Raw genomic sequence first — 23590 nt, 5'->3', positions numbered from 1 at the left:
GTGTCCACGATGTCATGAGACCGACTGTCCATGATGTCCTGAGACAGAACCGTCAACGATGTCCTGCGACTTCACATCCGGCAGTCGCCGGGATCGTCTTGACGTGCCACGTACGCAAGACTCGGACCCGGGGCACTCGTCCCCCTCCGGACACCGCTCCAACCTGGGAGTACGTTGTCAGCCGGGCCAACGTGAACGCCGGCGGGAACACCCAGGGGAACCGGCAGGACTCCAGCGGGGAACACCAAGGGAACATCTCCAACCGGTGGTGCGGGCCGGAACGACAGAAGGCCCCCCGGTTGTGGACCCGGGAGGCCTTCGTCGTCGCTGTCTCAACGAGTGTCCGGAGGGGGACTTGAACCCCCACGCCCGATAAAGGGCACTAGCACCTCAAGCTAGCGCGTCTGCCATTCCGCCACCCGGACAGGTGGACCTCCGCGGGCCGCACGGCCCGTTTCGGTGCGGTGAAAAACATAGCACGACAGGTGCCCCGACCTGCAATCCGTCCCGCCGTGGCGCAAGTCACGTGGCGGGCCTAGCGTGGGACGCCATGGACCGGCGCATCGAGGACTACGGCATCGTGGGAGACCTCCGCACGGTGGGCCTGATCGGTCGTGACGGGTCGCTCGACTGGCTCTGCCTGCCGGACCTCGACTCCCCCGCCTGCTTCGCTGCGCTGCTCGGGGACGAGCAACACGGCTTCTGGCGGGTGGCGCCGGCGTCCGGCGGGCCGTGCACCCGGCGCCGCTACCGCGGCGAGTCGCTCGTGCTGGAGACGGAGTGGGAGACGCCCGAGGGCCATGTGCGAGTGACCGATCTCATGCCGCCCCGTGGCGACGCGGCCGACGTGGTGCGCATCGTGGACGGGCTGCGTGGGCGCGTCACCGTGGAGAGCCTGCTCGTGCCACGCTTCGACTACGGCAGCGTCGCTCCGTGGATCAGCGGGGCCGACACCGTCCTGGCTGGGCACGACCCGAGCATCGACATCGTGGCAGGCCCGGACGCCCTCCATCTCGCCGCCCCCGTCAGGGCCGACGTCGCCGACGGCGCGGTGCTGTCCCGGTTCGAGGTCGCCGCCGGTGACCGGGTCCCGCTCGTCCTGACCCACCACGCCTCGCACCTGCCGGACCCGACACCGGTCGACGCCGCCGAGTCCCTGGTGCACACGCTGGACTATTGGGCGGACTGGATCGGTCAGACCCGCTACGACGGCCAGTGGCAGGAACCGGTGCGCCGATCCCTGATCACCCTGAAGGCTCTGACGTTCGCCCCGACGGGCGCCATCTCCGCCGCGGCCACCACCTCGCTGCCGGAACAGCCGGGCGGCCCTCGCAACTGGGACTACCGGTACTGCTGGCTACGTGACGCCACCTTCACGCTCATCGCGCTGCTCGGCACCGGGCACACCGCGGCGGCACGCTCGTGGCGGGACTGGCTGCTCCGAGCCGTGGCCGGCGACCCTGCCGACCTGCAGATCATGTACGGCCTGGACGGGCGCCGCCGGATCCCGGAGACGACGCTCGAATGGCTGCCCGGATTCGCGGGCAGCAGACCGGTGCGGACGGGCAACGGTGCCGCCGGCCAGCTCCAGCTCGACGTGTGGGGCGAGACCCTCGGCGGGCTGCACGTGGCCCGGGCTGCCGGGCTCACCGAAGACGTCGACTCGTGGCGCCTGCAGAAGCTGCTGCTGGACTTCCTCGAGGGGCACTGGGAGGACCTGGACAACGGCCTGTGGGAGGTGCGGGGGCCCCGCCGGCCGTTCGTGCACTCGCGCGTGATGGCCTGGGCCGGGGTCGACTCCATGGTGCGCGCCGTGGAGAACTACGGGCTCGACGGGCCGGCCGACGAGTGGAAGGTCCTGCGCGAGACAATCCGCGACGACGTTCTGGGCAACGGGTACGACGCCGAGCGCAACACCTTCACCCAGTACTACGGCTCGACGGGGCTGGACGCGTCGCTGCTGCTCATCCCACGCGTCGGTTTCCTGCCGTGGGACGACCCACGCGTGGTGGGGACCGTCGACGCCGTGCAGCGCGAGCTCGGGCGTGACGGGCTGCTGCTGCGTTACCTCACGCACGCCGACGACCACGTCGACGGGCTACCGGGCGGTGAGGGCACCTTCCTCGTCGCCAGCTTCTGGCTCGTCGACGCGTTGTACGGCATCGGACGCCGGGCGGAGGCCCGCGCCCTGTTCGAACGGCTCGTCGGCCTGCGCAACGACCTGGGACTCCTCTCCGAGGAGTACGACGTCGAGTCGGGCCGCCAGCTCGGCAACTTCCCGCAGGCGTTCAGCCACCTCGGGCTGGTCAACTCCGCCCGCATCCTGTCCGGCATCGCTGCTCCGGGGGCGCAGGCGGTCGGCCACACCCCGCCTGCCGACGTCCGCTAGCGTCGCGCCATGACGAACGAACGGCAGATGGTCCGCGAGTTCCACGAGGCCTTCGGCGTGCCCGTCAACGACGGCGTCCCCGACCTCGCGCTGCCCGAGGACCGGCTGCGCCTGCGATACCGGCTCGTCGCCGAGGAGTTCGCCGAGCTCACCGGCGCCGTCCTCGGCCAGCGGGCGCGCGACGTCGTCGAGCAGGCTGTCGCCACGGTGGTGGACGGCCCCACGGACGGGGCGGACCTCGTCGGGACCGCTGACGCGACCGGCGACCTGCGGTACGTCCTGCACGGACTCGAGCTGGAGTGCGGCATCCCCGGCGACGAGGTGTTCGCCGCCATCCACGCGTCCAACATGGCCAAGCTCGGTGCGGACGGCCACCCGGTGCGGCGCGCCGACGGCAAGGTCCTCAAGCCGGAGGGATGGCGTCCCCCCGACGTCGCGGGCGTCCTGGCGGCGCAGCGGTCGAGGAGCGTCGGCGGCTCCGTGTAGCGTTCCTCCGGACCCGGACCAAACGGTCATCGGGAGCAGACCGGACGAAGGAGCACGCACACCATGATGGGTGGGCACCACGCCGCCTCGGGCGCGGCCGCCTGGGTGGCCGTCACCGCCTCGACGCCGATCGCGTTCGGCTGGTACCCCGTCTCGGACGTGGGTGTCATGACCGGCGCGCTGGTGTGCGCGGGAGCCGCGCTGCTGCCCGACGCGGACCACCACAACGGGACCATCTCGCACTCCCTGCCACCGGTGTCGGAGGGCGTGACCAAGTTCGTGGCCACAGTCTCGGGTGGGCACCGCAACGCGACGCACTCGATCGTCGGCGTCGCCGTGTTCACCCTCATCGCCTGGGCGATGGGCCTCGTGACCGTCCGTACCGAGCAGTTCGGCGAGGTGCTCATCGGGCCGGGGATCATGGCGGTCCTCCTCATCGCGTTCGCCGTGCGGGCGCTCAAGCTCACCGGCCAACGGCGGTGGTGGACGTGGAGCCTGTCGGTCTCCCTGGCGGCGTTCGTCGCCGTGTTCGCCCCCGAGGAGTGGTACTGGATGCCGTTCTGCGTCGGCCTCGGCTGCGCGGTGCACATCGTCGGGGACATGCTCACCACCCGCGGCGTCCCGCTGCTCTGGCCTGTGCGGATCAAGTCTCCACGCTGGATCCGGCGGCACCGGTGGCTGCCGTTCGACGACATGTGGAGCCCACGGGGCAACATCTCGGTGCCGCTGCTCGGCGACGCCGGATCCTGGCGCGAGTGGGCGCTCATGACCCCGGTCAGCGCCTACGCGGTGCTCGGTGTCGCGTGGGCGATGCTCGACCAGATGGGCTTCGACACGGCGTCGGCCTGGAGCTCGGCGACCGAGCTCGTCCTGTCGGCCGGCGAGTCACTGCTGCCCTCCTGAGCGCCGTCGGCTCCGGTCCCGTCCCTCAGGAGCCGGACTCGAGGAGACGGCGATCCGTCTCGAGCCGGAGCATCGGTTCGGTCGTGACCGTGCCGTGGCCGGGCACCAGCACCGCCGCCCGGGCGACGTACGGTGTCAGCCGGTCGAGGCCGGCACGGTAGCTCGCGACGTCCGTCCGGCCGGTGATCTCGTCGGCCGGCAGCGGCGGCTCGGCATCGCTCAGCATGTCGCCGGCGAGCAGCACCCGGCTGTCCGGGAGCCACAGCGCCGCGTGGCCCGGGGCGTGGCCGTCGTGCTCGACGACCCGTACCTCCGGCAGCAGGCCGCCGAGGTCGGGGAGCGTCGCGCGATCGCCGTACGACTCCACCCGGCCCAGCAGGTCGAGCACCCGGGGGGTGTGGTCAGGTCCGCCGTAGCGCGCTGCGTCCTGGCGGGCCTCGGCCAGCAGCCGGTCGCGCTCACGCAGCGCTGTCCGTGCCGTCGTCGGGGTCGCCCATCTCCACGCACCGTCCAGGCCCGGGGGCCAGAGCAGGTGGTCGTGGTGGGCGTGCGTCGCGAAGCCGGCCAGGACGCGCGCACCGAGGCCGGCGACCTCTTCGGCGATGGCCGCGAGCTCGACCGGATCCCATGCCGGGTCGACCAGGAGCGCGGCCCTGCCCTCCGCCGTCCGGTGCCCGAGGACCAGCGTCGAGGTGGTGGCGAGACGCCGGCTCGTACGGACCAGGACGCCGTCGGCGACCGGCTCGAATCCCATGCGTCCACGGTAGCGGCGGATATTCGCTGGACGGCACCGTGAGGCGCTGGCAGCCTCGTGGTGAACGGCGCAGCAGGTGCGCCCGGCGGAACGGGGGGCAGAGGCCATGGACACCGTCGTCACGCACGCCCGGCCGGCGTCTCCGGCACGGGCGACCGCCACCGCCTGCTGAGGAGCCGCCGTCGGCCGCTCCTTACTCCTCGAGGAGCCTCCCGTGCACCAGCACACCCCTGACACTCTCCTGACCCCGCCCTCTGTCGAGCCCGGGCCCGACCAGCGCTGGTCGACCTGGTCCGCCGTCGCCAAGGGCCAGCGCGGACCGGACCCGCGACCCGACTGGGTCGTGGTGGCCGATGCCGCGCTCGACACCGAGCTCGGCGTGCTCAAGACCGGCAAGGAGGCCGACGTCCACCTCGTCGAGCGTGCCGTGCCGGACGATCCCCGCCGGCACAGCCTGCTCGCCGCCAAGCGCTACCGCGGCCGGGAGAACCGGCAGTTCCACCGGGACACCACCTACACCGAAGGCCGGCGGACGCGACGCACCCGTGACCAGCGAGCCCTGGAGGACCGCCGGTCCGCGTGGGGCCGTGCGGTCGCGGCCACGCAGTGGGCCGACGCCGAGTTCTCGGCACTCTGCCAGCTCTGGGAGGCCGGCGCGCCGGTCCCCTACCCCGTGCAGGTAGACGGCACGGAGCTGCTCATGGAGTTCGTGGGCGGGCGGTCCGACGACGGCGCGTACGAGGCGGCGCCCCGGCTCGCCCGCGAGCGCCCCAGCCCCGAGGTTCTCGCCGACTGGTTCGACCAGCTGCACCGGGCCATGGGCGTCCTCGCCCGGCTCGGGTGGGCGCACGGCGACCTGTCGCCGTACAACATCCTCGTGGACGGCGCTGACGGCGCTGAGGGTGGACGGATCGTGATCATCGACCTGCCCCAGGTCGTGGACCTGGTCGCGAACCCGTTCGGCGCCGACCTGCTGCACCGCGACTGCCGCAACGTCTGCGACTGGTTCGCCGCACGCGGGTTGGACGTGGACGCCGACGAGATCTTCGCCGACGTGTTCGCGCAGGCGTGGTGAGACGACCGACGTCGGAGACCGGCGGCCGACCTGGCCCGGGCACCTGGTGCCCGGGCCAGCCCGGCTCCCGGACTACCGCAGCGGCGTGAAGTCTCGGCTGCCGATGTGCGTCGGGCGCGGTGCCGGCGCGGCGTACGGCTCCGTGAGCGCGTTCTCGACGCTGTTGAACACCAGGAAGATGTTCGAGCGCGGGAACGGCGTGATGTTGTTGCCCGACCCGTGCATGATGTTGCAGTCGAACCACAGCGCCGAGCCGGCCGGACCGGTGAACTGGTCCACGCCGTGCTTCCACGCGAGCTCGGTGATGGCCTCCTCGCTGGGCACGCCGATCTTCTGCTCCTTGAGCGAGTCCTTGTGGTAGTCCGCCGGGGTCTCGCCCACGCACGGCACATAGCTGCGGTGGGAGCCCGGCATCACCATCAGGCCACCGTTGTAGGGGTAGTTCGGTGTGAGGGCGATCGAGCAGCTGACGGCGCGCGGAGCCGGCATGCCGTCCTCCGCGTGCCACGTCTCGAAGTCCGAGTGCCAGTAGAACCCGGTGCCCTTGTAGCCCGGCATGTAGTTGACCCGGGTCTGGTGCAGGTACACGTCCGAGCCCAGGAGCTGGCGGGCACGGTCCAGCAGCCGGGGGTCGCGGCTCAGGGCGTCGATCTGCTCGCTGAGCTTCGTCACCTCGAAGATGGAGCGCACCTCGCCCGAGGCACGCTCGGTGACGACGCGCGGGTCGCCCTGCAGGGAGGTGTCGGACGAGAGCCGGTCCAGCTCGGCGGTGTACTGCTTCACCTCGTCCGGGGTGATGAAGTCCTGCAGGATCGTGAACCCGCGCTGCTCGTGCGCCTCCAGCGCGGCGGCGTCGAACGGGCCGTCGTCGGCCGTGCCCCACACCGTGGGGTGCTGTCGTTCGACGACCTCGCCCGGCTCGGCGAGCCTGCTCGGGTAGAGGTCCGTCGTGGTGTCGATCGTGGCGGTCATGGGTCATCCCTTCTCCCGGATCGTCCCGGGATCGCGGCGTCTCATGCTCGCGTGCGCTCGGGCTCGTCGGTCGGCGAGGACCCGAGCGCGCGCACGTCGCCCATCGGAACGCGGATCGGTGCCCGGTTGCAAGTCGGCAGGCCGGACGGTGCGTCCGGCCGGCCAGCCCCCGACCCCCACGCTGTTGTCCGGGGCGCCGTCACCGGGCGGCAGCAGGAGGTCCAGCTCGCCGGCGGTGGGCACGCGCACCGACTCCAGGGCCGCACGGAGCAGCTCCGGGCCGACACCTGTCCCGGACACCCGCACGACCTCGACCGGTCCGTCCCCCACCGACCCGTTCATCGTGAGCACCGGCAGGTCGGGGCACGTGGCCGCCGAGAGGTCTCCCGGGACGGCGGAGAGCATGACCGCGTCCCCGGTGGAGGCATCCGAAAGGACCGCGGAGTAGCCGTCGGCGCCGTGCGCGCCACCGGCGTGGGAGATCGCCTCGAGGCCTTCGACGTCGATCGTCAGCACGTACCCGGGGACCACGCCGTAGTACCTCGCCCGCTCGGCGACGACCGCCGGACCCGCCTGCGTCCTGCTCAGCCGCCGACGAGCTCGCGCCGCAGCCACCAGCGGGGCAGCCTGCCGCTCGTCGCCGCGGTGTCGCCGACCCGCTCGAACCCTTCGGACTCGAAGAGCCCCACGGTGCCGACGAACGCCGCGCTGACCGGGATCCTGACTCCGGGGGCGGCCTCGACGGGGAAGCCCTCGACGACCTGGCCGCCCTGGGACCGCGCGTGCTCCACCGCGCCGCGCAGCAGGGCACGCGCCACGCCGCGTCGCCGGTATCCGGGGCGCACGACGAAGCACATCACCACCCAGGTCGTCGGCCAGTCCGCCGGTTCCCCGCGCGGCAGGACGCGCGAGCGCTGCAGGGAACCGACGGCGGATCGCGGTGCGAGACCGACCCAGCCGACCACGGTCTCTCCGGGCGCGCCGGGGGCGTCCGGGTCGTCGAGGTAGGCCAGTAGCCCGGGCGGCTGGTGCGCGCACAGCTCGCGCAGGTGCTCCTCGCGACCGTCGGTCGGCAGCCCGCTCGGCATGCGCCAGTGCAGGCACCAGCAGGCCTGCTCACGCCCTCGCGGGTTGAGCATCCTCGTGACGTCGTCGAACCGGCGCTCGGTCGCGGGTTCGACCCTCACCTCGGCCATGTCCCGAGCCTAGGGCGGAGCACCGACACCGAGACGCTCCGCCGCGGGAGAACCCTCCTCGGACGCCGCGGTCAACGGAAGTCTCGCGACCGGGTCGCCACCGGCAGCCGCAGGGCCGCGAGGTGCTCCGCGAGCAGGTTGACCGCGCCGTCGGCCCGCTCCACCCGGCCGCGCACGACCATCGCCGGCGCGCCACGGGCCACCGTGCGGAACCGCCGCCACAGGCCTGGCGTGCAGATGACGTTGAGCAGCCCCGTCTCGTCCTCCAGGGACAGGAACGTGACCCCGCCCGCCGTCCCGGGACGCTGCCGGTGTGTGACCACCCCGCCGACGGCGACCCGACAGCCCGGCTCCGTCGTGATCGCCTGCTCCACGGTCAGCACACCCTGACGGTCCAGCCCGGCGCGCACGTGCTCCAGCGGGGAGGTGGAGTCGGGGGTGACGCCGGTGGCCCAGGCGTCCGCGACGTCGATCTCGAGAGGGCTCATCCCCGGCAGCGGCGGCGCCTCGACCCCGGCGACGACCCCCTCCAGGGTGCCCGGCCCCTCCTGGCCGAGCGCGCCGGCCGCCCACAGCCCTTCCCGCCGCGTCACGCCCAACGACTCCAGCGCCCCGGCCGTGGCGAGCGCCTCGAGCCGGGCGGTGGACAGGTCGACACGGCGCACGAGGTCCCGCAGGTCACGGAACGGACCTCCCTCGGCACGCTCGGCCGCCGTCTGCTCCGCCACCTGGGTGCCGAGACCCCGCACCGCCGACAGCCCGACCCGGACCGCGAGCGCCCCGGCCCCCGTGGCCTCGACGCCCGCCAGCGCCGCGGAGGCGTTGACGTCCGGTCGCAGCACCGTCACCCCGTGCCGGCGGGCGTCCGCGATCAGGGACTGCGGCGAGTAGAAGCCCATCGGCTGCGCCGCCAGCAGCCCCGCGTAGAACGCCTCCGGGTGGTGCACCTTCAGCCAGGCAGAGGCGTACACGAGGAACGCGAACGAGTACGCGTGCGACTCCGGGAACCCGAAGTCCGCGAACGCCTTGAGCTTGTCGTAGATCTCCTCGCGCACGTCCGGCGGGACGCCGCGCTCGGCCATCCCGTCGAACAGCCGCTCCCGCAGGGCCTCCATCCGCTCCACGGACCGCTTGGACCCCATCGCGCGGCGGAGCTGGTCCGACTCCGCCGGGGTGAACCCGGCGACGTCGATCGCCATCTGCATGAGCTGCTCCTGGAACAGCGGCACCCCCAGGGTCCGCTTCAGCGACGGCTCCAGCAACGGGTGCAGGTAGCTCACCGGTTCCCGCCCGCGCGCCCGCTCGATGTACGGGTGCACCGAGTTGCCCTGGATGGGACCGGGCCGGATGAGCGCGACCTCCACGACGATGTCGTAGAAGCAGCGCGGCCGCAGCCGGGGCAGCGTGGCCATCTGGGCACGGGACTCCACCTGGAACACCCCCACGGTGTCCGCCGCGCACAACAGGTCGTACACCTGAGGGTCCTCCTCCGGCAGGGTGTGCAGCTCGAGACGCTCCCCCGTGTGCTCGTGGACGGACTCGAAGGCGTACCGGATCGCCGTGAGCATCCCGAGGCCGAGCAGGTCGAACTTGACCAGACCGGCGTCGGCGCAGTCCTCCTTGTCCCACTGCAGCACCGTGCGGCCCTCCATCCGGGCCCACTCGACCGGGCAGACCTCGATGACGGGGCGGTCGCACATGACCATGCCGCCGGAGTGGATGCCGAGGTGCCGCGGCAGGCGCAGGAACCGGTCCGCAAGGTCGATCACCTGCCCGGGGATCTCCCCGGTCTCCTCGGCCGACGGCGGCACCTGCGCGGGCACGACGTCGTGCCCGTCGTCGGCCCGCCGCACCTCGCCGGCGTCGACCGCCAGCGGGTCGACGACCCGGCCGGACCCCTGGTGCCCCCACTGGGCGGCGACCCGGGCCTTCTTCTCCTGACGCCGGGTGGCCGGCGCGCCGTCGGACGCGCGGGCGTCCCGGGCCTTCGCGTCCGCCGCCGGGCTGGTCGGGTCGGGGCCGCGCAACGACCCCCACCGCTCGATCGACGTGGACCACGCGTCCTGCTGCCCGGCGTCGTACCCGAGCGCGCGGGCGGCGTCGCGCACCGCAGACCTCGGCCGGTAGGAGATGACGTTGGCGACCTGGGCGGCGTGTGTGCGGCCGAACCGGGAGTAGACGTGCTGGATGACCTCCTCGCGCCGCACCGACTCGATGTCGATGTCGATGTCCGGCGGCCCGTCCCGCTCGGGTGCGAGGAACCGTTCGAACAGCAGGCCGTGCCGCACCGCGTCGACCGCGGTGATCCCGAGCGCGTAGCAGACGGCGGAGTTGGCCGCGCTCCCCCGGCCCTGGCACAGGATGCCCTCGCGCCGGCAGAACTCCACCAGGTCGTAGACGACGAGGAAGTACCCCGGGAAGTCGAGCTGGTTGATGACGCGCAGCTCGTGGTCGATCTGCTCCCACGCACCCGGGACCCGCTCAGCCCCTCGCGCGCCGTACCTCGCCGTCGCGCCACGCTGCACCAGCTCGCGCAGCCAGCTCGCCTCGTCGTGGCCGTCCGGCACCGGGTAGGGCGGCAGGTTCGGCGCGACGAGGTGCAGGTCGAACGTGCACTCGGCCGCCAGCTCGGCGGCGGTACGCACCGCCTGGGGATGCCGGGCGTGCAGACGCAGCATCTCCGCACCCGACCGCAGGTGCGCCGTCGGGCCGCCGGGCAGCCATCCGTCCATGCCGTCCAGCGAGGACCGGGCGCGCACGGCCGCCAGCGCCCCCGCCAGGTCGGCGTCGCGCGGGCGGGCGTAGTGGGCGTTCGTCGTGGCGACCAGCGGCAGGCCCGCCTCCGTCGCCAGCGTGGCGAGGGCGGAGTGCCGGTCGGCGTCCCGAGGATCACCGGTGGCCGTGATCTCGACGGCGACGTTGTCCCGGCCGAAGGCCGCGACGAGCCGGTCGAGCTCTGCCCGCGCCGCCGCCGGACCGGGCGGTCCGCCGTCCGGGGCGACCTCCTCGAGGGCGCGGCGCACGGCACCCTTGCGGCACCCCGTGAGCACGAGCCACTGCCCGTCCGCCTGGGCCCCGAGCTCGTCGAGCCGGTAGCGGGCCTTGCCCTTGACCCCGGCGTCGAGGTGGGCCGTCGCGACGGCCCGGGACAGGTTCCGGTAGCCGTCGGCGCCGCGCGCCAGGACGAGCAGGTGGGTCGCACGGGGGTCCGGGACGCCCGTCGGCGGGTCGAGCACCGGCGCACCGCCGGGGACGGGGGCCTCGATGTGGAGCTCGGCACCGAAGACGGTGGGCAGGCCGACCGACCGTGCGGCCTCGGCGAACCGCACGACGCCGTAGAGCCCGTCGTGGTCGGTGAGCGCGAGCGCCTGCAGCCCCAGCCGGGCCGCCTCGGCCGCCAGTTCCTCGGGGTGGGAGGCGCCGTCGAGGAAGCTGAACGCCGAGTGGGCGTGCAGCTCCGCGTACCTCGGCTGTTCAGTCATACTTTTCCTGACCGAGCCTGCGGCTCCGCTCCTGGCGCGCTCCTCGTTCCTCGGACCCCACCTTCCGCTGCACCTCCGGCTCAGTCATAGACAGCCTCCGTCTGCCACGCGCCGTCGAGCTGGGCCAGCAGGAGCCCGCGGCCGTCGTCGAGCACGACCTGCAGGTAGACGCGGCGACGACCGCCGTCCGGCGCCCACCACCGCTCGGCGAGCGGCCACGGACCGGCCCAGCCCACGACCTCGTGCACCTCGGTGAGCCCGTCCTGCTCCCAGCGCACCAGCGCGGGATCACCGCTCGCGGCGAGCCGGACGTCGACGACGACGGCGCGGCCCGTCGCGTCGAGCACGCAGGCGGGCGCCGGGTCGGGCAGCAGGACGGCCGGTGCCGGGCTCGGCAGCGCGCCGGGCCACGGCAGGCCGGGATCACGTTCCAGGGCTGCCTCCTCCCCGAAGGGCACGAGCTGGACCCTGCTGCGGGCGTCCCGCCCACCCTGGAGCCGCACGGTGAGCACGGCCTGGGAGCCCAGCAGCCCCTGCACGCGCCCCAGCGCCTGGCGCGCCCGGGCATCCTCGCCGGCGTCGGCGCCCCACAGGCGCGGCTGGTGCGTCCCGGCCGGCGCGACGTCCTCGGCCCCGAGCGTCAGGTGCACCAGCGGGGCGACCTCCGGCGTGCCGTCGGTGCCAGTCCGGCGCAGGGCCGAGGCCGTGAGCCAGCCCTCGAGCTGCCAGCGCACCCGGTCGGTGATCCGTGCGGCGCTGAGCCCGCCGGTCGCGGCGGCGTCGGTGCGCCACAGGCGCTCGAGCTCGCCCTCGGTGGTGCGCGCGGTGATGCGGAGCCGTCCGCAGGACGACCCGCGGTCGGTCAGCAGCGTGTGCAGCTCGGTGGCCAGCCGCCGCGCGGCGAAGGCCGCGACGTCCACCCGGTCGGCCGGGGGGTCGAGCTCGGTCTCGACGGCAAGGTCTTCCTCGATGCGACGACGGGCCGGCGGACGCTCGTCCTCGCCGCGGGCCAGCCGGTGCGCCCAGGTCCCCAGGTCCCCGAACCGGCCGGCCACGCTCGTGGCGGGCAGCGCCGCCAGGTCGCCGAGCGTCTGCAGCCCGAGCCGCCACCACAGCCCCGCCGCCTCGCGCACGGTGGCCACGGCACCGGCCTCGCAGACGGCGTGCACCAGCTCGCCCACCGGCCGCCCGGCCAGGTAGGCCGCGGACTCCCCCGGCGGCACGACGGCGTCGGCGCGGGCGGCGAGGACGGCGGCGAGCAGCCCGTCGGCCACCCCGACCTGGCACTCGTGACCGGTGCGCGCGGCAACGGCGGCCTCGAGAGTCTCCGCGAGCGCCCGCTCGGAGCCGTGGTAGCGCGCGGCGCCGTCCGCGGGCAGCAGGAGCAGTCCGGGGCGGGCGACCTCGATCCCCGCCACGACCGTCTCGGCCGCCTGGGCCACCGGTTCGAAGGCGCGGGCGTCGCGGGCGTCGTCGACCTCGAGCAGCTCCAGGTCGGGGCAGCGCCCCTGGGCCTGCCGTCGACGCATCCCGCGGCGCACCCCGGCGGCGCGCGCGACGGCGGAGGTCGCCACGACGCTGCGTCCCGCCGTCGAGCCGCCGCGCGAGCGGGCGCCGAGGACGGCGGCCGGCACGTGGGCGTCGAGCTCCGCGGCGGCCAGTGCGGCCACGACGGGCCAGTCCGGCACCCAGAGCACCGCGGTGCGGGTGCTCATGCGATCCTCAGCCGGGGTTCGCGACCGGCGGCGGGCGCGGTCGGCGCGGACGTGGCCGGGATGTCACCGCAGACGGGCACCTCGACGTCGATCTCCACGGGCCGGGCCGCGGACCCGCGCCCGGTGCGCAGCACGGACAGGGTGCGTCGGCGCAGCCACCCGGCACCGGCGTCGGTGCCTGCCCAGGCCCCGCCCCGGGCGTCGAGCACGACGTGCGCCCCGGGCCAGTGCCCCGTGGAGACCAGGACGGCGCCGCGCTGCCGGGTGCGGGCGGCGAGCCGGCGGCGGTCGGCGGGCAGCAGGGCGGCGCGCGGGCCGACGACGACCACGTCCATGCCGTCGAGCAGCGCGGCGAGCACCGCAGGGGCGTCCGGGCCGGGGTCGGGGACGACGGCGGTGCGCTCGAGCGAGATCCCGGCGTCGTCCGCGGCGAGCATCCCGACGGCCGGGGCGCCCACGAAGGCCACCCAGGCGCCGTCGTGCGAGGTGGTGGCCAGCAGGGTGAGCAGCAGGCTGGTGGAGCCCTGCACGGTGAGCACGCCGCCGCTCGGCAGCCCGCCCCCGGGCAGGAGCGGGGCGAGCGCGGGGTGGACCGGGCGGGTCGACGACGGGTCGACAGGAGCGCTCGGGGCCTCGCGGGCGGGCACCGGGGACGACGGCGTGCCGGGCGACGTACCGGATGCCGGGGCCCGCTGCGGGCGGCGGACGAGGCCGTGCTCGGCGGCCCGCAGCGCGGCCAGCGCGCGGGCGTGCCGGTCGTCGTGGGCCGTCCGGTGCTCTCGCGCCTCGGGACGGACCTCGGGGACGACGCTCATGCGGCCTCCCTCCCGGCGGTCGAGCTGTCGGTCTGGACGTCCGGCAGGGGCTCGAACACTTGTTCGAACCTGGGATCAGTACACGCCTGCGCGCGACCGGTGTCAACCGCGCTGCTCAGGGCCTCGGAACTACTCCGAGGAGTTCCGCCGTCAGGCGGTCGACCTGTACGAGTCGACGCCCGGGGCGACCTTCAAGGCGATCGCTGCCGATCTCGGCATCGCTCGCGGCACCTTGCAGAACTGGGTGAAGGCTCTTGGCACTGGCATCTCCGGGACGACCTGCGGGGCGCTCGTCGACAGGGCTGCTCCGGTACCGTGGACTCCAGACGACCAGCGGAAGGAGGCCGACGATGAGCACGCTGCCCGACTGGATGATCCCGCCTCGCCCCGAGGGCTGGTTCGCGGCCGACCTCGACGACCTTCCCGACGCGCCCCGCCACACCGAGCTGATCGACGGGAGCCTGATCTTCACGATGTCGCCACAGCGCCGCTGGCACATGGAGGTCGTCGACGCGCTGCGCAGCGCGCTCCGGGCACAGGCCCCCGAGAACTACCGGGTCGATCGCGAGATGACCGTCGTGCTGGACGAGCGCAACCGCCCCGAGCCGGACGTCATCGTCTCGACCTCACCGTACAAGGGCGACCAGACCTGGATCCCGGCCGAGACGGTCGAGCTGGTCGTCGAGGTCGTCTCCCCCGAGTCCGCCGAACGTGACCGGCACATGAAGCCGCTCAAGTACGCGGCCGCCGGCATCCGCAGCATGTGGCTCGTCGACGACGAGGACGGCGCACCGGTCGTGTCCGTCTACGAGCTGGACGCCACGACCGGCGCCTACACACGCACACAGGTCGCCCGCGGCTCCCTGCGCACGCCGTTGCCGTTCGACGTCGAGATCGATCTGGCCACCCTCACCCCGTAGGTGTCGACGCACTCACCCTTTCCAGGATCGACACTTCACCGGCAGGGCGCCAAGCCCTTCAGGTGATGCGGGCCGCGGCACGTCTTCCACAGATCTGATCCGGGGGTAGCGGCGACAGATCCCTCCCGGCCATGGTCGCAGGCATGGGAATCCGCTACTACGCGTCCGCATGGCCCGCCGACGATGCCGAGATCGTCGTCCACGAACCACGCCTCTCGCTGCCTGATGATCCGTTCTTCGCCGCATGGAGCCGACTGGGCGACCCTGAGGCCAGCCCGAACCTGCTGTACCTCGACAAGGCCTGGCCGGAGTTCCAGGACCTCACCGGCCCGCGGCGCGGACGGCCCGCGCGTCCGTCCTTCCGTCTCTTCGAGGGGCACGTGACCCACGTCCCGATGGGGTGGATCCCCTGGCTGCGCACCATCGAACCCGCCGGGGTCCGCACCGCGTCTCAAGACCTTGCGACGATCACCGACCGCGACATCGACCAGTACGCTTCCTCCGACGACGAGCCCGAAGGGCACCTTCGATACCGTCGCACCGACCTCAAGAACTTCCTGGGTCAGGCTCAGACGTTCGTCGCCCAGGCCGCAGACCGTGGCGACGGCATCGCCTACATGATCGGGTGACTGCCGGCGTCCTTCGACCTGAGTGCGGCGTCCAGGGCCGCCACCGCCGTGCCCCACGGGATGCGTTCCTGCTCCAGGCGGACGTCACCCAGCTCTGCCAGCGCCGCGAAGGCATCCGCTTCGATATCGGTCAGATGCTCAGGGACCGCCCGACGGGGCCGAGGCTCGGGAACAGCAAGATCGAGGTGCTCTGTCAAGGTGGTCCGGTCCATGAGGATCGACCGTGCCTGCGGCAGGTGGCTCCGCACGGCCGACAGGATGTTCAACCCATCGGTGTCGATGTCACCCCAGTAGACGATGTCGGCCGCCGCCACCCAGCCGGTGCGATGCAGGTGACGGGCCGCATACCCCTGGCCGTGCACGGCGACCACGCCCGCGCGGTCCGGCAGGGCCAGCAGGGACTCCAGGTTCTCCACCACGACAACGACGCGCGGTGCGACGGCGAGACCGGCCAGCTCGGCCACGGGAGCGGTGACGTCGCGCAGACCGCTCGGCGCGAGTGCCGGGTCGAGAAACCGAACCCGCAGCTGCACCGGTCGCTGCGCCAGCTCGAGCCCGGCGCGCCCGGTCGCCGCGGCATACAGCGGGTCGACGATGCGGCGATGGCGCTCCAGCCACTTGGTGTCGACGCCGCGCACCGGCACCTGGCGGACGAACAGCCCGGCCGTCTCGTGCTCCAGCACCCAGCCGAGGACGCCGACCAGGCGCTCTGTGTCGGCCGGGTCGAGGTCGACGACCATGCCGAGTACGCGCCGGACGGCGTCACGGGCGGCATCCCGGTTCGGTGCATCCTTGTCTGCGGCCGCCCGCAGCAGCCCGAGCAGCGCCGAAGCGCACGCAACGGCCCGCTTCCAGTGCCTCGAGCGCCCGGCGAACCGGGCGACGGCACCTGGCGTACCGAGACGCAGCCGGTCGGGCACGGTCTGGGTGCCCAGGCTGGCCCAGCGTCGCGACGCCCACACGACGTGACCGTCAGCACGACCGTGCGCGTCGGCATCGCTGCCCGGGTCGGCCTCACGCCACGCGGCGATCCAGGAAGCGGTGCCGGTCGTGTCGGCGAGCGCCGCGCGCTCCGACGGCGGGTGCAACGGGCGGTCGATGAGCCATTCGGATGCTGGTTCGCCGCCGGACTCGGGCACGACGCCCGCATCGACGCCGCACTCCACGTCGACGTCGACCACGGCCCATGCGGCGAACCGCCTGTCGTAGACCTTGGCGGCCGCCCGCCGCGCGGCGCCGGGGTCGGCCCTGCCCGTCACGACGACGGGGGTACGTCGTCGAACGCCACCGCGGACACGCTGGACTCACGTGAATCGGCGCACTGGACGACGGCGATGCCGCCGACGTACTCCTCCAGCGTCTGCAGCAGCTTGAGCGGGGTGGCCAGGATCATGTGGAAGCCGAACTCGCGGAAGATGTCGAGCGCCATGCGGGTGAAGGCCGCGTCGGCCTTGTCGAACGCTTCGTCCATGACCACCGACCCGAACGACGGGACCGATTCGGCGTCGCGGGCGAGCTGGTAGCGCAGCGCGGCGGCGAGGCAGAACACGACGAGCTTCTGCTTCTGCCCGCCCGACCGGCCGGCTCCGGAGTCGTAGACGTCGAGCTGCGTACCCTCGGCGTCGACCTGCACCCCGGTGAACCGCACGTGCCGCCGCGTGTCGAGACACAGGGTCTGCCAGGTCCGGTCCGCGGACTCCGACGACCCGAGCCTGTGCATGACCCGGGCGAGCACCTCGAACCGGCGCTCGGCCTCGGCCCGGTCCTCGTCCTCCCCCAGCGCCCCGGACGCGATCGTCGCCAGATCGCGCAGGAACTCCTGCACCGCAGCGGGTTTGGCGTCCTCCACGGAGATCTGCAGGTAGGAGCCGGGGGCGAACTCGCTGCGCATCAGCGAGGAGTTGATCGGTTCGACACGACGCTTGATCTCGGCAGGGGCACGGCGGATCTCGTTGGCGAGCAGGCCGATGTTCTGCTGCGACTGCTGGCGCAACATGTCGAAGAAGCGGTGCTCGAAGTCCGGCAGCCGGTCCGCACGCAACGTCCCGAGCAGCTCGAGGAACCCGCCGCGATCCTCGACGGTCGCCGTGAGGTCTCCGGTCAGGGCGGGCCAACGCCGCGCGAAGTCCCCGGCGATCTGCCCGATCGCGACCTCGGCCGCCGCACGGGCCCGGGTCGCCTCCGCGGAGCGCCGGGACAGCTCCTGGCTGACCCGCCGCGACACGGCGTCGATCGAGGCGTGCGTCACCCGTCGCGTGCTCTGGTGCTCGTAGAAGACGGCCTCCAGCCGGGCATGGACCGACGGCGGCACCTCGTGGTGGTCGACGGCTTCCATCTCGCGGATCGCTGCCGTGAGGTGGTCGAGCCCGGCCTGCGCGGCGGCCAGGTTCTGCGCGGCGGACTGCTCGACTGCGAGCGCCTGACCCGCAGTCTCGACGGCAAGGTTCAGCAGGTGCTGGGCGGAGCGTAGATCGCCCTGCGCGGCCAGCAGCGCCGCGCGTGCCTCCCGTGCCGCCGTCAGCTCGGTTTGCGCGGCATCGACGTCGAGGGACGACCAGGCGACGTCGTCGAGTTCGGCCAGGACTCGGCGTCGCGCCTTGACGGACTCCTGGGCGCGGCCCAGCTCACCGAGCGCTACGTCGGCCTGACCGACCTGTTCCTTCGCCGCGCGCAGCAGCTCCAGGTAGTGGTCGACCTTGTCGGCGTTGTCGAAGCCGAGCAACCAGCGCGAGCGGTCGTGGACGGCGAACCGGTCGTCCTTCTCGAAGGAGCCGCGACCCCGCCGCACCTGCCCGGTACGAGTGACGGCGCGTTCGTGCTCGGCCAGCTCGTCCGGACCCTCCACGCAGGCGTAGTCGAAGCGCCGGGCCAGCTCCCGGTGCAGCCACGCCTGCATCGGGGAGTCCGCGACCTGGACGCGGTAGACCAGTGAGTCGTCCCCGGACGGTCGCCTGGGCGGCTCGACGGCGGCCGGGACCGCCTCGTAGCGCAGGCGCGTCCCGAGGTGGGTGGCGTCGACCGCGGCGCGCACGGCGGGCAGGTGCGCGGCGGGCACGAGGAGCACGGTGGCGAGTGGGCGCAGGACGCGCTCGATCGCTCCGGTCCAGTCCGAGTGCTCGGGGCGCACCTGGAGCAGCTCGGCCGCGAACGGCAGGGCGGATGCGGGCAGTCCGGTGGCGCGGCAGATCAGCTGACGGGCCGTGGTCAGGTCGTGGCCCATGTTGGAGCGGTTGCCGCGCAGCGCCTGGATCTCCCGTTCGATCCGGTGCAACTCGCCGGCCGCCGTCGTCCGCGCCGTCCACAGCTCCTCGGCGCGGGCCTGGTGCTCGGCGTCGGCGGCGTCGGCGTCGGCGGCCTCCCGTTGGGCGGCTCGCTGCAGCTCGTGCAGGTCCTCGGCCGACGTCGGGGCCGCGATGCCGACCCGGTCCAGGTCGCGCGCCAGCCGGTCCCGCCCGCGGGTGACGACCTGTAGCGACAGTTCCTGCGCCTCGATGCGAGTCGTCAGTGCCGACAGCTCGGCACCACCACGATCGTCCACCGTGCCCTGAGCCTCCCGACGCCGCAGGTCCGCCTGTTCGCGCCCAGCGCGGGCGGCGTCGCGGGCGATCGTCGCCCGGGCGACGTCGTCCGCGGCGGTGTCGGCAGCCTGCCGGGCCAGGTCCAGCTTCCAGGTCTGGGTGAAGTCCTCCAGCGCGGCGGCCAGCTCGTCGGCGTCGCGCTGGGCCGCACCGGCGTCGTCGTAGGACGTCGAAGCATCCGGCAGCCGATCCAGCACGGCGATCTGCTCGCGCGCCTCGACCACGGCCTGGTGAGCCCGCGACAGGTCGGTGAACTGTTCGACGGCGCGGTCGCGGGTGGCGAACGTCGCGGGCTCGTCCAGCATGAACGTGCGGAACAGGTCGTCCAGGCTGCCGAGGTTCTTCGCGGACTGCGTCTTGTGCAGCAGCAGGACGGCGCGGTCGCCGCTGATGCCGAACAGCCGCGAGTACCGGGCGACGAACCGGGAGTGCTCAGCGTCGACATGCGCACCGGGCAGACGCTTCTTGAGGCCCCGCACGTCCAGGCCGGACGAGACCAGGTCCGCCACGTCCAGCACGTCCACCGGTTCCGGGCTGAGCACGTGCACGTCCTGGACGTCCCCGAGGCTGTTGGCGCCGCGCTTGACATGGAACAGCTTGATCAACGTGGCCGTCCGCGGTGCGCCGTCGGCGTCGTGCGTCCCGTCGCCGTAGCGCAGCGCGATCGCGCTCCAGGTGGCGCCGGGTCTCAGGTACTGCGTGGCGATCTCCCCGGTGTCGGCGTCGGTGCCGCGGCGCCAGGCGCCCCGCACGTACGACAGCACGGTGCGGTCCCCGGCCCTGGTGGTGGCGTCCGCCGCGGCGGCGTTGAAGCGGGTCTTGCCCCGCGGGGTCAGCACCGCCGTGATGGCGTCGACCAGCGAGGACTTGCCCGACCCGGACGCTCCGGTCAGCAGGAAGCCCTGGCGAGCCACGTCGATGCGGTGATGCCCGTGGAAGGTGCCCCAGTTGACCAGCTCGACCCGTTCCAGGCGCCACTGGCCCGGGTGGGGCGTGGGCGCCGGGGCCGCGTCGACCGCAGGGGCAGTGGTCGTCTCGCTCACGGCCGGCCCTCCGCGTCGTCGTCCAGCAGTCGGCTGTACTCGGCGCGGACCGCCGCGATCTCCTCCGGCCCGAAGATGAGCCGCAGAACCGGGGAGACCTCGTAGCGGCCCGTGGTGGAGGTGGCCAGCAGGATGTTCTGCTTTTCCAGCTTGGTCCATGAGGCGTTGATCCGTTTCGCGAACCCGGCCTCGTCGGTGGATGCCGCGGCGCGGTAGGCGTGCAGGTGCTCGAACACCTCGTCACGACCGACGATGACCCGGCCAGCACCACCAGACCGGACGAGCTCGCCACGCAGGTGCAGCAGCAGCACCGTGTCGATGAAGGTCAACGGCAGCGTGCGCACCACCTGGGGTGCCGTCCCCGCATCGGTCTGTGCCCCACGCACGAACGCCACCCCGAGCGCGGGGTCCACGACCAGGTCGAGGAACAGGTCGGCCAGGCGCGAGCGGATCGCCGGCGTGTCAGCCACGAGCGCGCGCCAGATCGCCGAGTGCCGCTCCGCGGAGACGTACGGTCCCTTGACGAGCGCGGTCAGCGCGCGGCGCGAGTCCTCGCGCAGGGTGCCCGGGTCGCCGTCCCACAGGGGCTCGACGGCGGGCGGGCCGGCGCCGTCGTACGCCCCCGGCGCCGCGAGAGTGGTGTCGAGTTCGGTCATGTGAGCGGCTCCTCGAACAGGTACTGCGGAAGGTGGGCGCCACGCCGGGGGCCCGGGCTCACCGGCTCCCAGGTGACGCGCTCGGTGCGGTACTCACCGGTGCGGGTGCCGTGCTGCTCGGCAAGCACCAGCAGCCCGACGACGGAGGCCACGCCCTGCGTGGCGGGCCGGTCGGCGAGGACCTCGGCGATGGTGGACGGACCACGCACGGCAAGGACGTCGTTGACGTTGCCCGTGAGCTCGGCCAGGTCGATCTCCGACGCCCGCACGGCGGCGCGCAGCGCGGCCAGGTCGGCCTCTTGTGGTTCAGCGCTGGTCACGACTTCGACGGTCTCGGAGTCGGCCGGGTTGTGCAGCCGCATCCCGGCCAGCCGCGAGACGCTCACCGCGGTCAGGTCGAGCTCGACGTCGAGCTTCCGGTACGGGGCGACGTCGCCCGACAACCGGTGCGCCATCGCCACGGTCTCTCGGACGAGCCGGTGCACGCGGCGGTCCTCGGCGAGCTCCTCGGACTGCACGAACCGGCGCAGGCTCCGGCTGAAGGACGTCATCACCTGGTGGATCTCGCCGCCCGCGTCCTGCAGGGCGGGCAGCAGCCGGCGCAGCTGGTCTCGCTGACTCGCATCCAGGCGGCGCGCGAACGGCCTGGTGACCACATCCTCGACGTCGGCCTCGAACGCGGCGGTGCGTTCGGCGTCGAGCACAAGGGCGTAGAACGCGGTGAAGGTGCGTCCGGCATCGGACTCGGCCAGCAGGTCGACGCCACGGAAGACGTCGTCAAGCACCGCACCGCGCGAGCTCGGTTCCTCGACGAGCTTGGTGCGCACGTCCCGGTTGAGGTGCTCCAGTGCGCCGCGCACGCGCGCGAAGTCCTCGGGGATCTCCGCCGTCAGGGCGAGGATGTCCGCGGCCGCCTCGACCGCGCGGTCCTCGGGCAAGGTGTCGTCCTGCCCCGCCAGCAACCCTGCGATCTGCGCGTCGATGCGGTCCCGCTCGCGCTGCAAGGCGGTGATGCGGCGTGTGGTGTCCGGGTCGGTGTCCACCGCCAGGCGGTGCAACCGCTCGACGATCGTCGCCAGGCGCGACTCGGTGGCACTCGCCCGGGGCGCGGCGAGCTGCTCGACGAAGCGCACCGCGGTCAGCGCCGCCTCACTCAGCTCGAACAGCTCCTCGCGGGCCTCGCCCGGACGGCGGACCAGGTACCCGGCCGTGAGCCAGTCGCGGCAGTACTGGGCGCCCGTGCGCGGTACCTGGAAGCCGTGGTTGTGCAGCTCCGCCAGGTCCGCGTCCACCGCCTCGAACAGTTCCGGAGCGGGCATCCGACGCCGCTGGTCCCCCAGGTGACCGCCCAGGACGGCGAGCGCCACCGGCGCGTTGTCGCCGCGCAGCAGCGTCCACGCTCCGGTGCCGGACAGCCGGCGCATGGTCAGCGTGTCGCCCAGGATCGTCACGGCGATCAGGGTAGGCGGAGCCGCCGACAGCGGCTACGCCGGCCCACACCGTGACGCGCCTTGGCCCTGGTCGGGAGGACGCCGACGCCACGCCACTCGGGGCACAGTCACGGCCCGAGCAGGCTCAACGGGACGACGGCCACACCGTCGCCTCGCCGATACGCCGCGGGCCCGGTCGTGACGACGATGCGAGCGACGAGGTCCTCGTCCATCTGCTCGGACAACCAGTTGAGGTGGCGGACGTCGTGATCGTCGGCCGCCTGGCCGAGCTTGACCTCGATGGCGATCGCACGTCCGTCGCCCGCATGAAGGACGAGATCGATCTCCCGCTCACCGCGATGCATCCGCAGATGGGAGACCTCGAGCTCAAGTGCAGCGGCGTAGGTGCGGACGCTCTGGACGACCAACGACTCGAAGAAGGTGCTGAAGAGAGGACCGTCCCTGAGCGAGTCCTGCGCCCCTCCGAGAGAGCGTCCCTCGATCAGCCGGCCAGCGCTCAACTGCAACAGGGCAGCCGCCAGAGCCGGATCGGCCAGGTGATGCTTCGGCACGCGACCCAAGCGGTTCAGACGGATGGTTCCGGGATTCCAGGCAGGCACCTCATCGAGGAGCCACAGCCGCTGGAGGACGTCACGGAAGTCATTGATCGTCGTCCGGCTGGGTGGCTGAGCGCGGTCGACCGCGGCCGCGATGGCCTCGAAGGTAGCGGTCGTCGATGTCGCGGCCGCGTAGGCGCGGAGCCACTCATGGAGAGACCTCGGACGGCGACGAGCCCCTCCGAGCTCAGGAACCTCGTGCTCCAGCGCGTGGGACACGTAGTCAGCGACGGCCCTGCGGCGAACCGTCGGTGGTTCTGCCCTGATGCCGGGAAAACCCGAGTCGACGATCTCCCGGGCATAGTCCGCCAATGTCACGTCAGACCTGCCGGAGATCTCGTCGCCACCCTCCCAGATGTCGCGGAGCGAGACCGTGGCCATGCCCGGGTGCCGTTCCGCGAACGACAACGGCCGCATCCGCAAGCGGATGAACCGCCCCGCCCCGGAGTGGATGTGGGTATCGCGCGGATTCGCGCTCCCGGTGAGGACGAACCTCCCAGGCTGCGGGTCGTCATCGACGATCCGGCGCACGGCATCCCAGACGGGCGGATCGCGCTGCCACTCGTCGACGAGGACCGGAGAATCGAGCCCGGCCAGATAGCGGCGCCGATCCGCCGAGACGATCATGCGCGTGTCCGGATCGTCGAGGCCCACGACACTCGCCGCAACCCGCGCCGCGCTGGCTGTCTTCCCGACGGCACGAGGGCCCTCGATCGCGATCGCACGAGTACCCCCGAGCATCTCTCGCAGGGTGTCGTCGACCACGCGGGGAAGGTATGCCATCGATGCCTCCTGACCAGGCTATACAGGCCCTGTTGGACAGATGCGTAGTATTCTACTGGTCAAACACGCACCGTTCTACCGAACATGCACGCTGCGATCTGGCGAACAAGCACGCAACCCACCCAGCGACGCGAGCGCCCAGGTGCG

General features: G+C 72.9%; 18 protein-coding genes, 1 tRNA gene and 1 pseudogene. 7 read left to right on the top strand and 13 right to left on the bottom strand.

The annotated features are described in order from the left end of the window. Positions 1–340: 340 nt before the first annotated feature. Positions 341–425, bottom strand: a tRNA-Leu gene (locus ACWAT2_RS17105). Between the two features lie 125 nt (positions 426–550). Between ACWAT2_RS17105 and ACWAT2_RS17100 the strand changes: the two genes are divergently transcribed. The 3 genes from ACWAT2_RS17100 (at position 551) to ACWAT2_RS17090 (ending at position 3778) form a co-directional block, all read left to right on the top strand. Continuing rightward, positions 551–2389 carry a glycoside hydrolase family 15 protein gene (locus tag ACWAT2_RS17100; protein ID WP_402377384.1) on the top strand — a complete coding sequence of 613 codons (1839 nt, stop codon included), beginning with the start codon at positions 551–553 and terminating at the stop codon, positions 2387–2389. A gap of 9 nt (positions 2390–2398) precedes the next feature. Then, positions 2399–2875, top strand: a complete 477-nt coding sequence (locus ACWAT2_RS17095; protein ID WP_402377382.1) for a pyrophosphohydrolase domain-containing protein — start codon at positions 2399–2401, stop codon at positions 2873–2875. Positions 2876–2938: 63 nt separating this feature from the next. Continuing rightward, on the top strand, positions 2939–3778 hold the full coding sequence (locus tag ACWAT2_RS17090; RefSeq protein ID WP_402377379.1) for a metal-dependent hydrolase: 840 nt from the start codon (positions 2939–2941) through the stop codon (positions 3776–3778). A 25-nt stretch (positions 3779–3803) separates the two neighbouring features. Here the strand turns inward: ACWAT2_RS17090 and ACWAT2_RS17085 are convergent, their stop codons facing one another. Next, positions 3804–4532 (bottom strand): MBL fold metallo-hydrolase, encoded by a 729-nt coding sequence (locus ACWAT2_RS17085; RefSeq protein ID WP_402377377.1) that lies wholly within the window; start codon positions 4530–4532, stop codon positions 3804–3806. Positions 4533–4746: 214 nt separating this feature from the next. Here ACWAT2_RS17085 and ACWAT2_RS17080 point away from each other — a divergent pair, with 214 nt between their 5' ends. After that, positions 4747–5607, top strand: a complete 861-nt coding sequence (locus ACWAT2_RS17080; protein WP_402377375.1) for a serine protein kinase RIO — start codon at positions 4747–4749, stop codon at positions 5605–5607. A 72-nt stretch (positions 5608–5679) separates the two neighbouring features. Here ACWAT2_RS17080 and thpD read toward each other — a convergent pair whose 3' ends face one another. From thpD to ACWAT2_RS17050, 6 genes are all read right to left on the bottom strand, one after another. Further along, positions 5680–6579 carry an ectoine hydroxylase gene (thpD, locus tag ACWAT2_RS17075; RefSeq protein WP_402377372.1) on the bottom strand — a complete coding sequence of 300 codons (900 nt, stop codon included), beginning with the start codon at positions 6577–6579 and terminating at the stop codon, positions 5680–5682. Positions 6580–6582: 3 nt separating this feature from the next. Continuing rightward, entirely contained in the window at positions 6583–7194 is a 612-nt protein-coding gene (locus tag ACWAT2_RS17070) for a hypothetical protein (protein ID WP_402377369.1), read from the bottom strand. Then, the gene (locus tag ACWAT2_RS17065) at positions 7164–7775 is read right to left on the bottom strand and encodes a GNAT family N-acetyltransferase (protein ID WP_402377367.1); all 612 of its coding nucleotides are present in this window, start codon (positions 7773–7775) and stop codon (positions 7164–7166) included. The genes ACWAT2_RS17070 and ACWAT2_RS17065 overlap by 31 nt, the downstream gene beginning before the upstream one ends. 71 nt (positions 7776–7846) lie before the next feature. Continuing rightward, entirely contained in the window at positions 7847–11257 is a 3411-nt protein-coding gene (locus tag ACWAT2_RS17060) for an error-prone DNA polymerase (RefSeq protein ID WP_402377364.1), read from the bottom strand. Positions 11258–11337: 80 nt separating this feature from the next. Then, on the bottom strand, positions 11338–12972 hold the full coding sequence (locus ACWAT2_RS17055) for a DNA polymerase Y family protein (RefSeq protein WP_402377362.1): 1635 nt from the start codon (positions 12970–12972) through the stop codon (positions 11338–11340). Beyond that, complete coding sequence (locus ACWAT2_RS17050) at positions 12969–13787, bottom strand: hypothetical protein (RefSeq protein WP_402377359.1); 819 nt, start codon at positions 13785–13787, stop codon at positions 12969–12971. Before ACWAT2_RS17050 ends, ACWAT2_RS17055 begins: the two co-directional genes overlap by 4 nt. On the opposite strand from ACWAT2_RS17050, the pseudogene ACWAT2_RS17045 reads away from it, so the two are divergent. The 3 genes and pseudogenes from ACWAT2_RS17045 to ACWAT2_RS17035 all read left to right on the top strand — a co-directional run. Then, positions 13786–14049 (top strand): annotated as a pseudogene (locus ACWAT2_RS17045) (transposase); the annotation flags it as partial. The gene ACWAT2_RS17050 and the pseudogene ACWAT2_RS17045 sit on opposite strands and share 2 nt — an antisense overlap. A gap of 88 nt (positions 14050–14137) precedes the next feature. After that, positions 14138–14707, top strand: a complete 570-nt coding sequence (locus tag ACWAT2_RS17040) for a Uma2 family endonuclease (RefSeq protein ID WP_402377356.1) — start codon at positions 14138–14140, stop codon at positions 14705–14707. A gap of 143 nt (positions 14708–14850) precedes the next feature. Then, entirely contained in the window at positions 14851–15336 is a 486-nt protein-coding gene (locus tag ACWAT2_RS17035) for a hypothetical protein (protein WP_402377354.1), read from the top strand. Here the strand turns inward: ACWAT2_RS17035 and ACWAT2_RS17030 are convergent. From ACWAT2_RS17030 to ACWAT2_RS17010, 5 genes are all read right to left on the bottom strand, one after another. Beyond that, positions 15321–16595, bottom strand: coding sequence for a Wadjet anti-phage system protein JetD domain-containing protein (locus tag ACWAT2_RS17030; protein ID WP_402377352.1), 1275 nt, complete (start codon positions 16593–16595; stop codon positions 15321–15323). The genes ACWAT2_RS17035 and ACWAT2_RS17030 overlap by 16 nt on opposite strands. Next, on the bottom strand, positions 16592–19957 hold the full coding sequence (locus ACWAT2_RS17025) for an ATP-binding protein (protein WP_402377349.1): 3366 nt from the start codon (positions 19955–19957) through the stop codon (positions 16592–16594). The genes ACWAT2_RS17030 and ACWAT2_RS17025 overlap by 4 nt, the downstream gene beginning before the upstream one ends. Further along, positions 19954–20613 (bottom strand): DUF4194 domain-containing protein, encoded by a 660-nt coding sequence (locus ACWAT2_RS17020; protein ID WP_402377346.1) that lies wholly within the window; start codon positions 20611–20613, stop codon positions 19954–19956. Before ACWAT2_RS17020 ends, ACWAT2_RS17025 begins: the two co-directional genes overlap by 4 nt. Then, a complete protein-coding gene (locus ACWAT2_RS17015; protein ID WP_402377343.1) occupies positions 20610–22064 on the bottom strand; it encodes a DUF3375 domain-containing protein in 1455 nt (484 codons plus the stop codon). Before ACWAT2_RS17015 ends, ACWAT2_RS17020 begins: the two co-directional genes overlap by 4 nt. 107 nt (positions 22065–22171) lie before the next feature. After that, positions 22172–23425, bottom strand: coding sequence for an ATP-binding protein (locus ACWAT2_RS17010; RefSeq protein ID WP_402377340.1), 1254 nt, complete (start codon positions 23423–23425; stop codon positions 22172–22174). Positions 23426–23590 lie beyond the last annotated feature (165 nt).

The sequence above is a fragment of the Isoptericola sp. GX10416 genome, from assembly GCF_056590155.1.
Note: the sequence above shows the minus strand (reverse complement) of the source record. Positions and strands in the feature narration are given on the sequence as shown.

Excerpts from the sequence above, each read along its gene's own strand:
- thpD (WP_402377372.1), bottom strand. The coding sequence starts at position 6,579 with ATGACCGCCACGATCGACACCACGACGGACCTCTACCCGAGCAGGCTC.
- ACWAT2_RS17050 (WP_402377359.1), bottom strand. The coding sequence starts at position 13,787 with ATGAGCGTCGTCCCCGAGGTCCGTCCCGAGGCGCGAGAGCACCGGACG.
- ACWAT2_RS17040 (WP_402377356.1), top strand. The coding sequence starts at position 14,138 with ATGAGCACGCTGCCCGACTGGATGATCCCGCCTCGCCCCGAGGGCTGG.
- ACWAT2_RS17095 (WP_402377382.1), top strand. The coding sequence starts at position 2,399 with ATGACGAACGAACGGCAGATGGTCCGCGAGTTCCACGAGGCCTTCGGC.
- ACWAT2_RS17055 (WP_402377362.1), bottom strand. The coding sequence starts at position 12,972 with ATGAGCACCCGCACCGCGGTGCTCTGGGTGCCGGACTGGCCCGTCGTG.
- ACWAT2_RS17060 (WP_402377364.1), bottom strand. The coding sequence starts at position 11,257 with ATGACTGAACAGCCGAGGTACGCGGAGCTGCACGCCCACTCGGCGTTC.
- ACWAT2_RS17085 (WP_402377377.1), bottom strand. The coding sequence starts at position 4,532 with ATGGGATTCGAGCCGGTCGCCGACGGCGTCCTGGTCCGTACGAGCCGG.
- ACWAT2_RS17100 (WP_402377384.1), top strand. The coding sequence starts at position 551 with ATGGACCGGCGCATCGAGGACTACGGCATCGTGGGAGACCTCCGCACG.
- ACWAT2_RS17090 (WP_402377379.1), top strand. The coding sequence starts at position 2,939 with ATGATGGGTGGGCACCACGCCGCCTCGGGCGCGGCCGCCTGGGTGGCC.
- ACWAT2_RS17065 (WP_402377367.1), bottom strand. The coding sequence starts at position 7,775 with ATGGCCGAGGTGAGGGTCGAACCCGCGACCGAGCGCCGGTTCGACGAC.
- ACWAT2_RS17020 (WP_402377346.1), bottom strand. The coding sequence starts at position 20,613 with ATGACCGAACTCGACACCACTCTCGCGGCGCCGGGGGCGTACGACGGC.
- ACWAT2_RS17035 (WP_402377354.1), top strand. The coding sequence starts at position 14,851 with ATGGGAATCCGCTACTACGCGTCCGCATGGCCCGCCGACGATGCCGAG.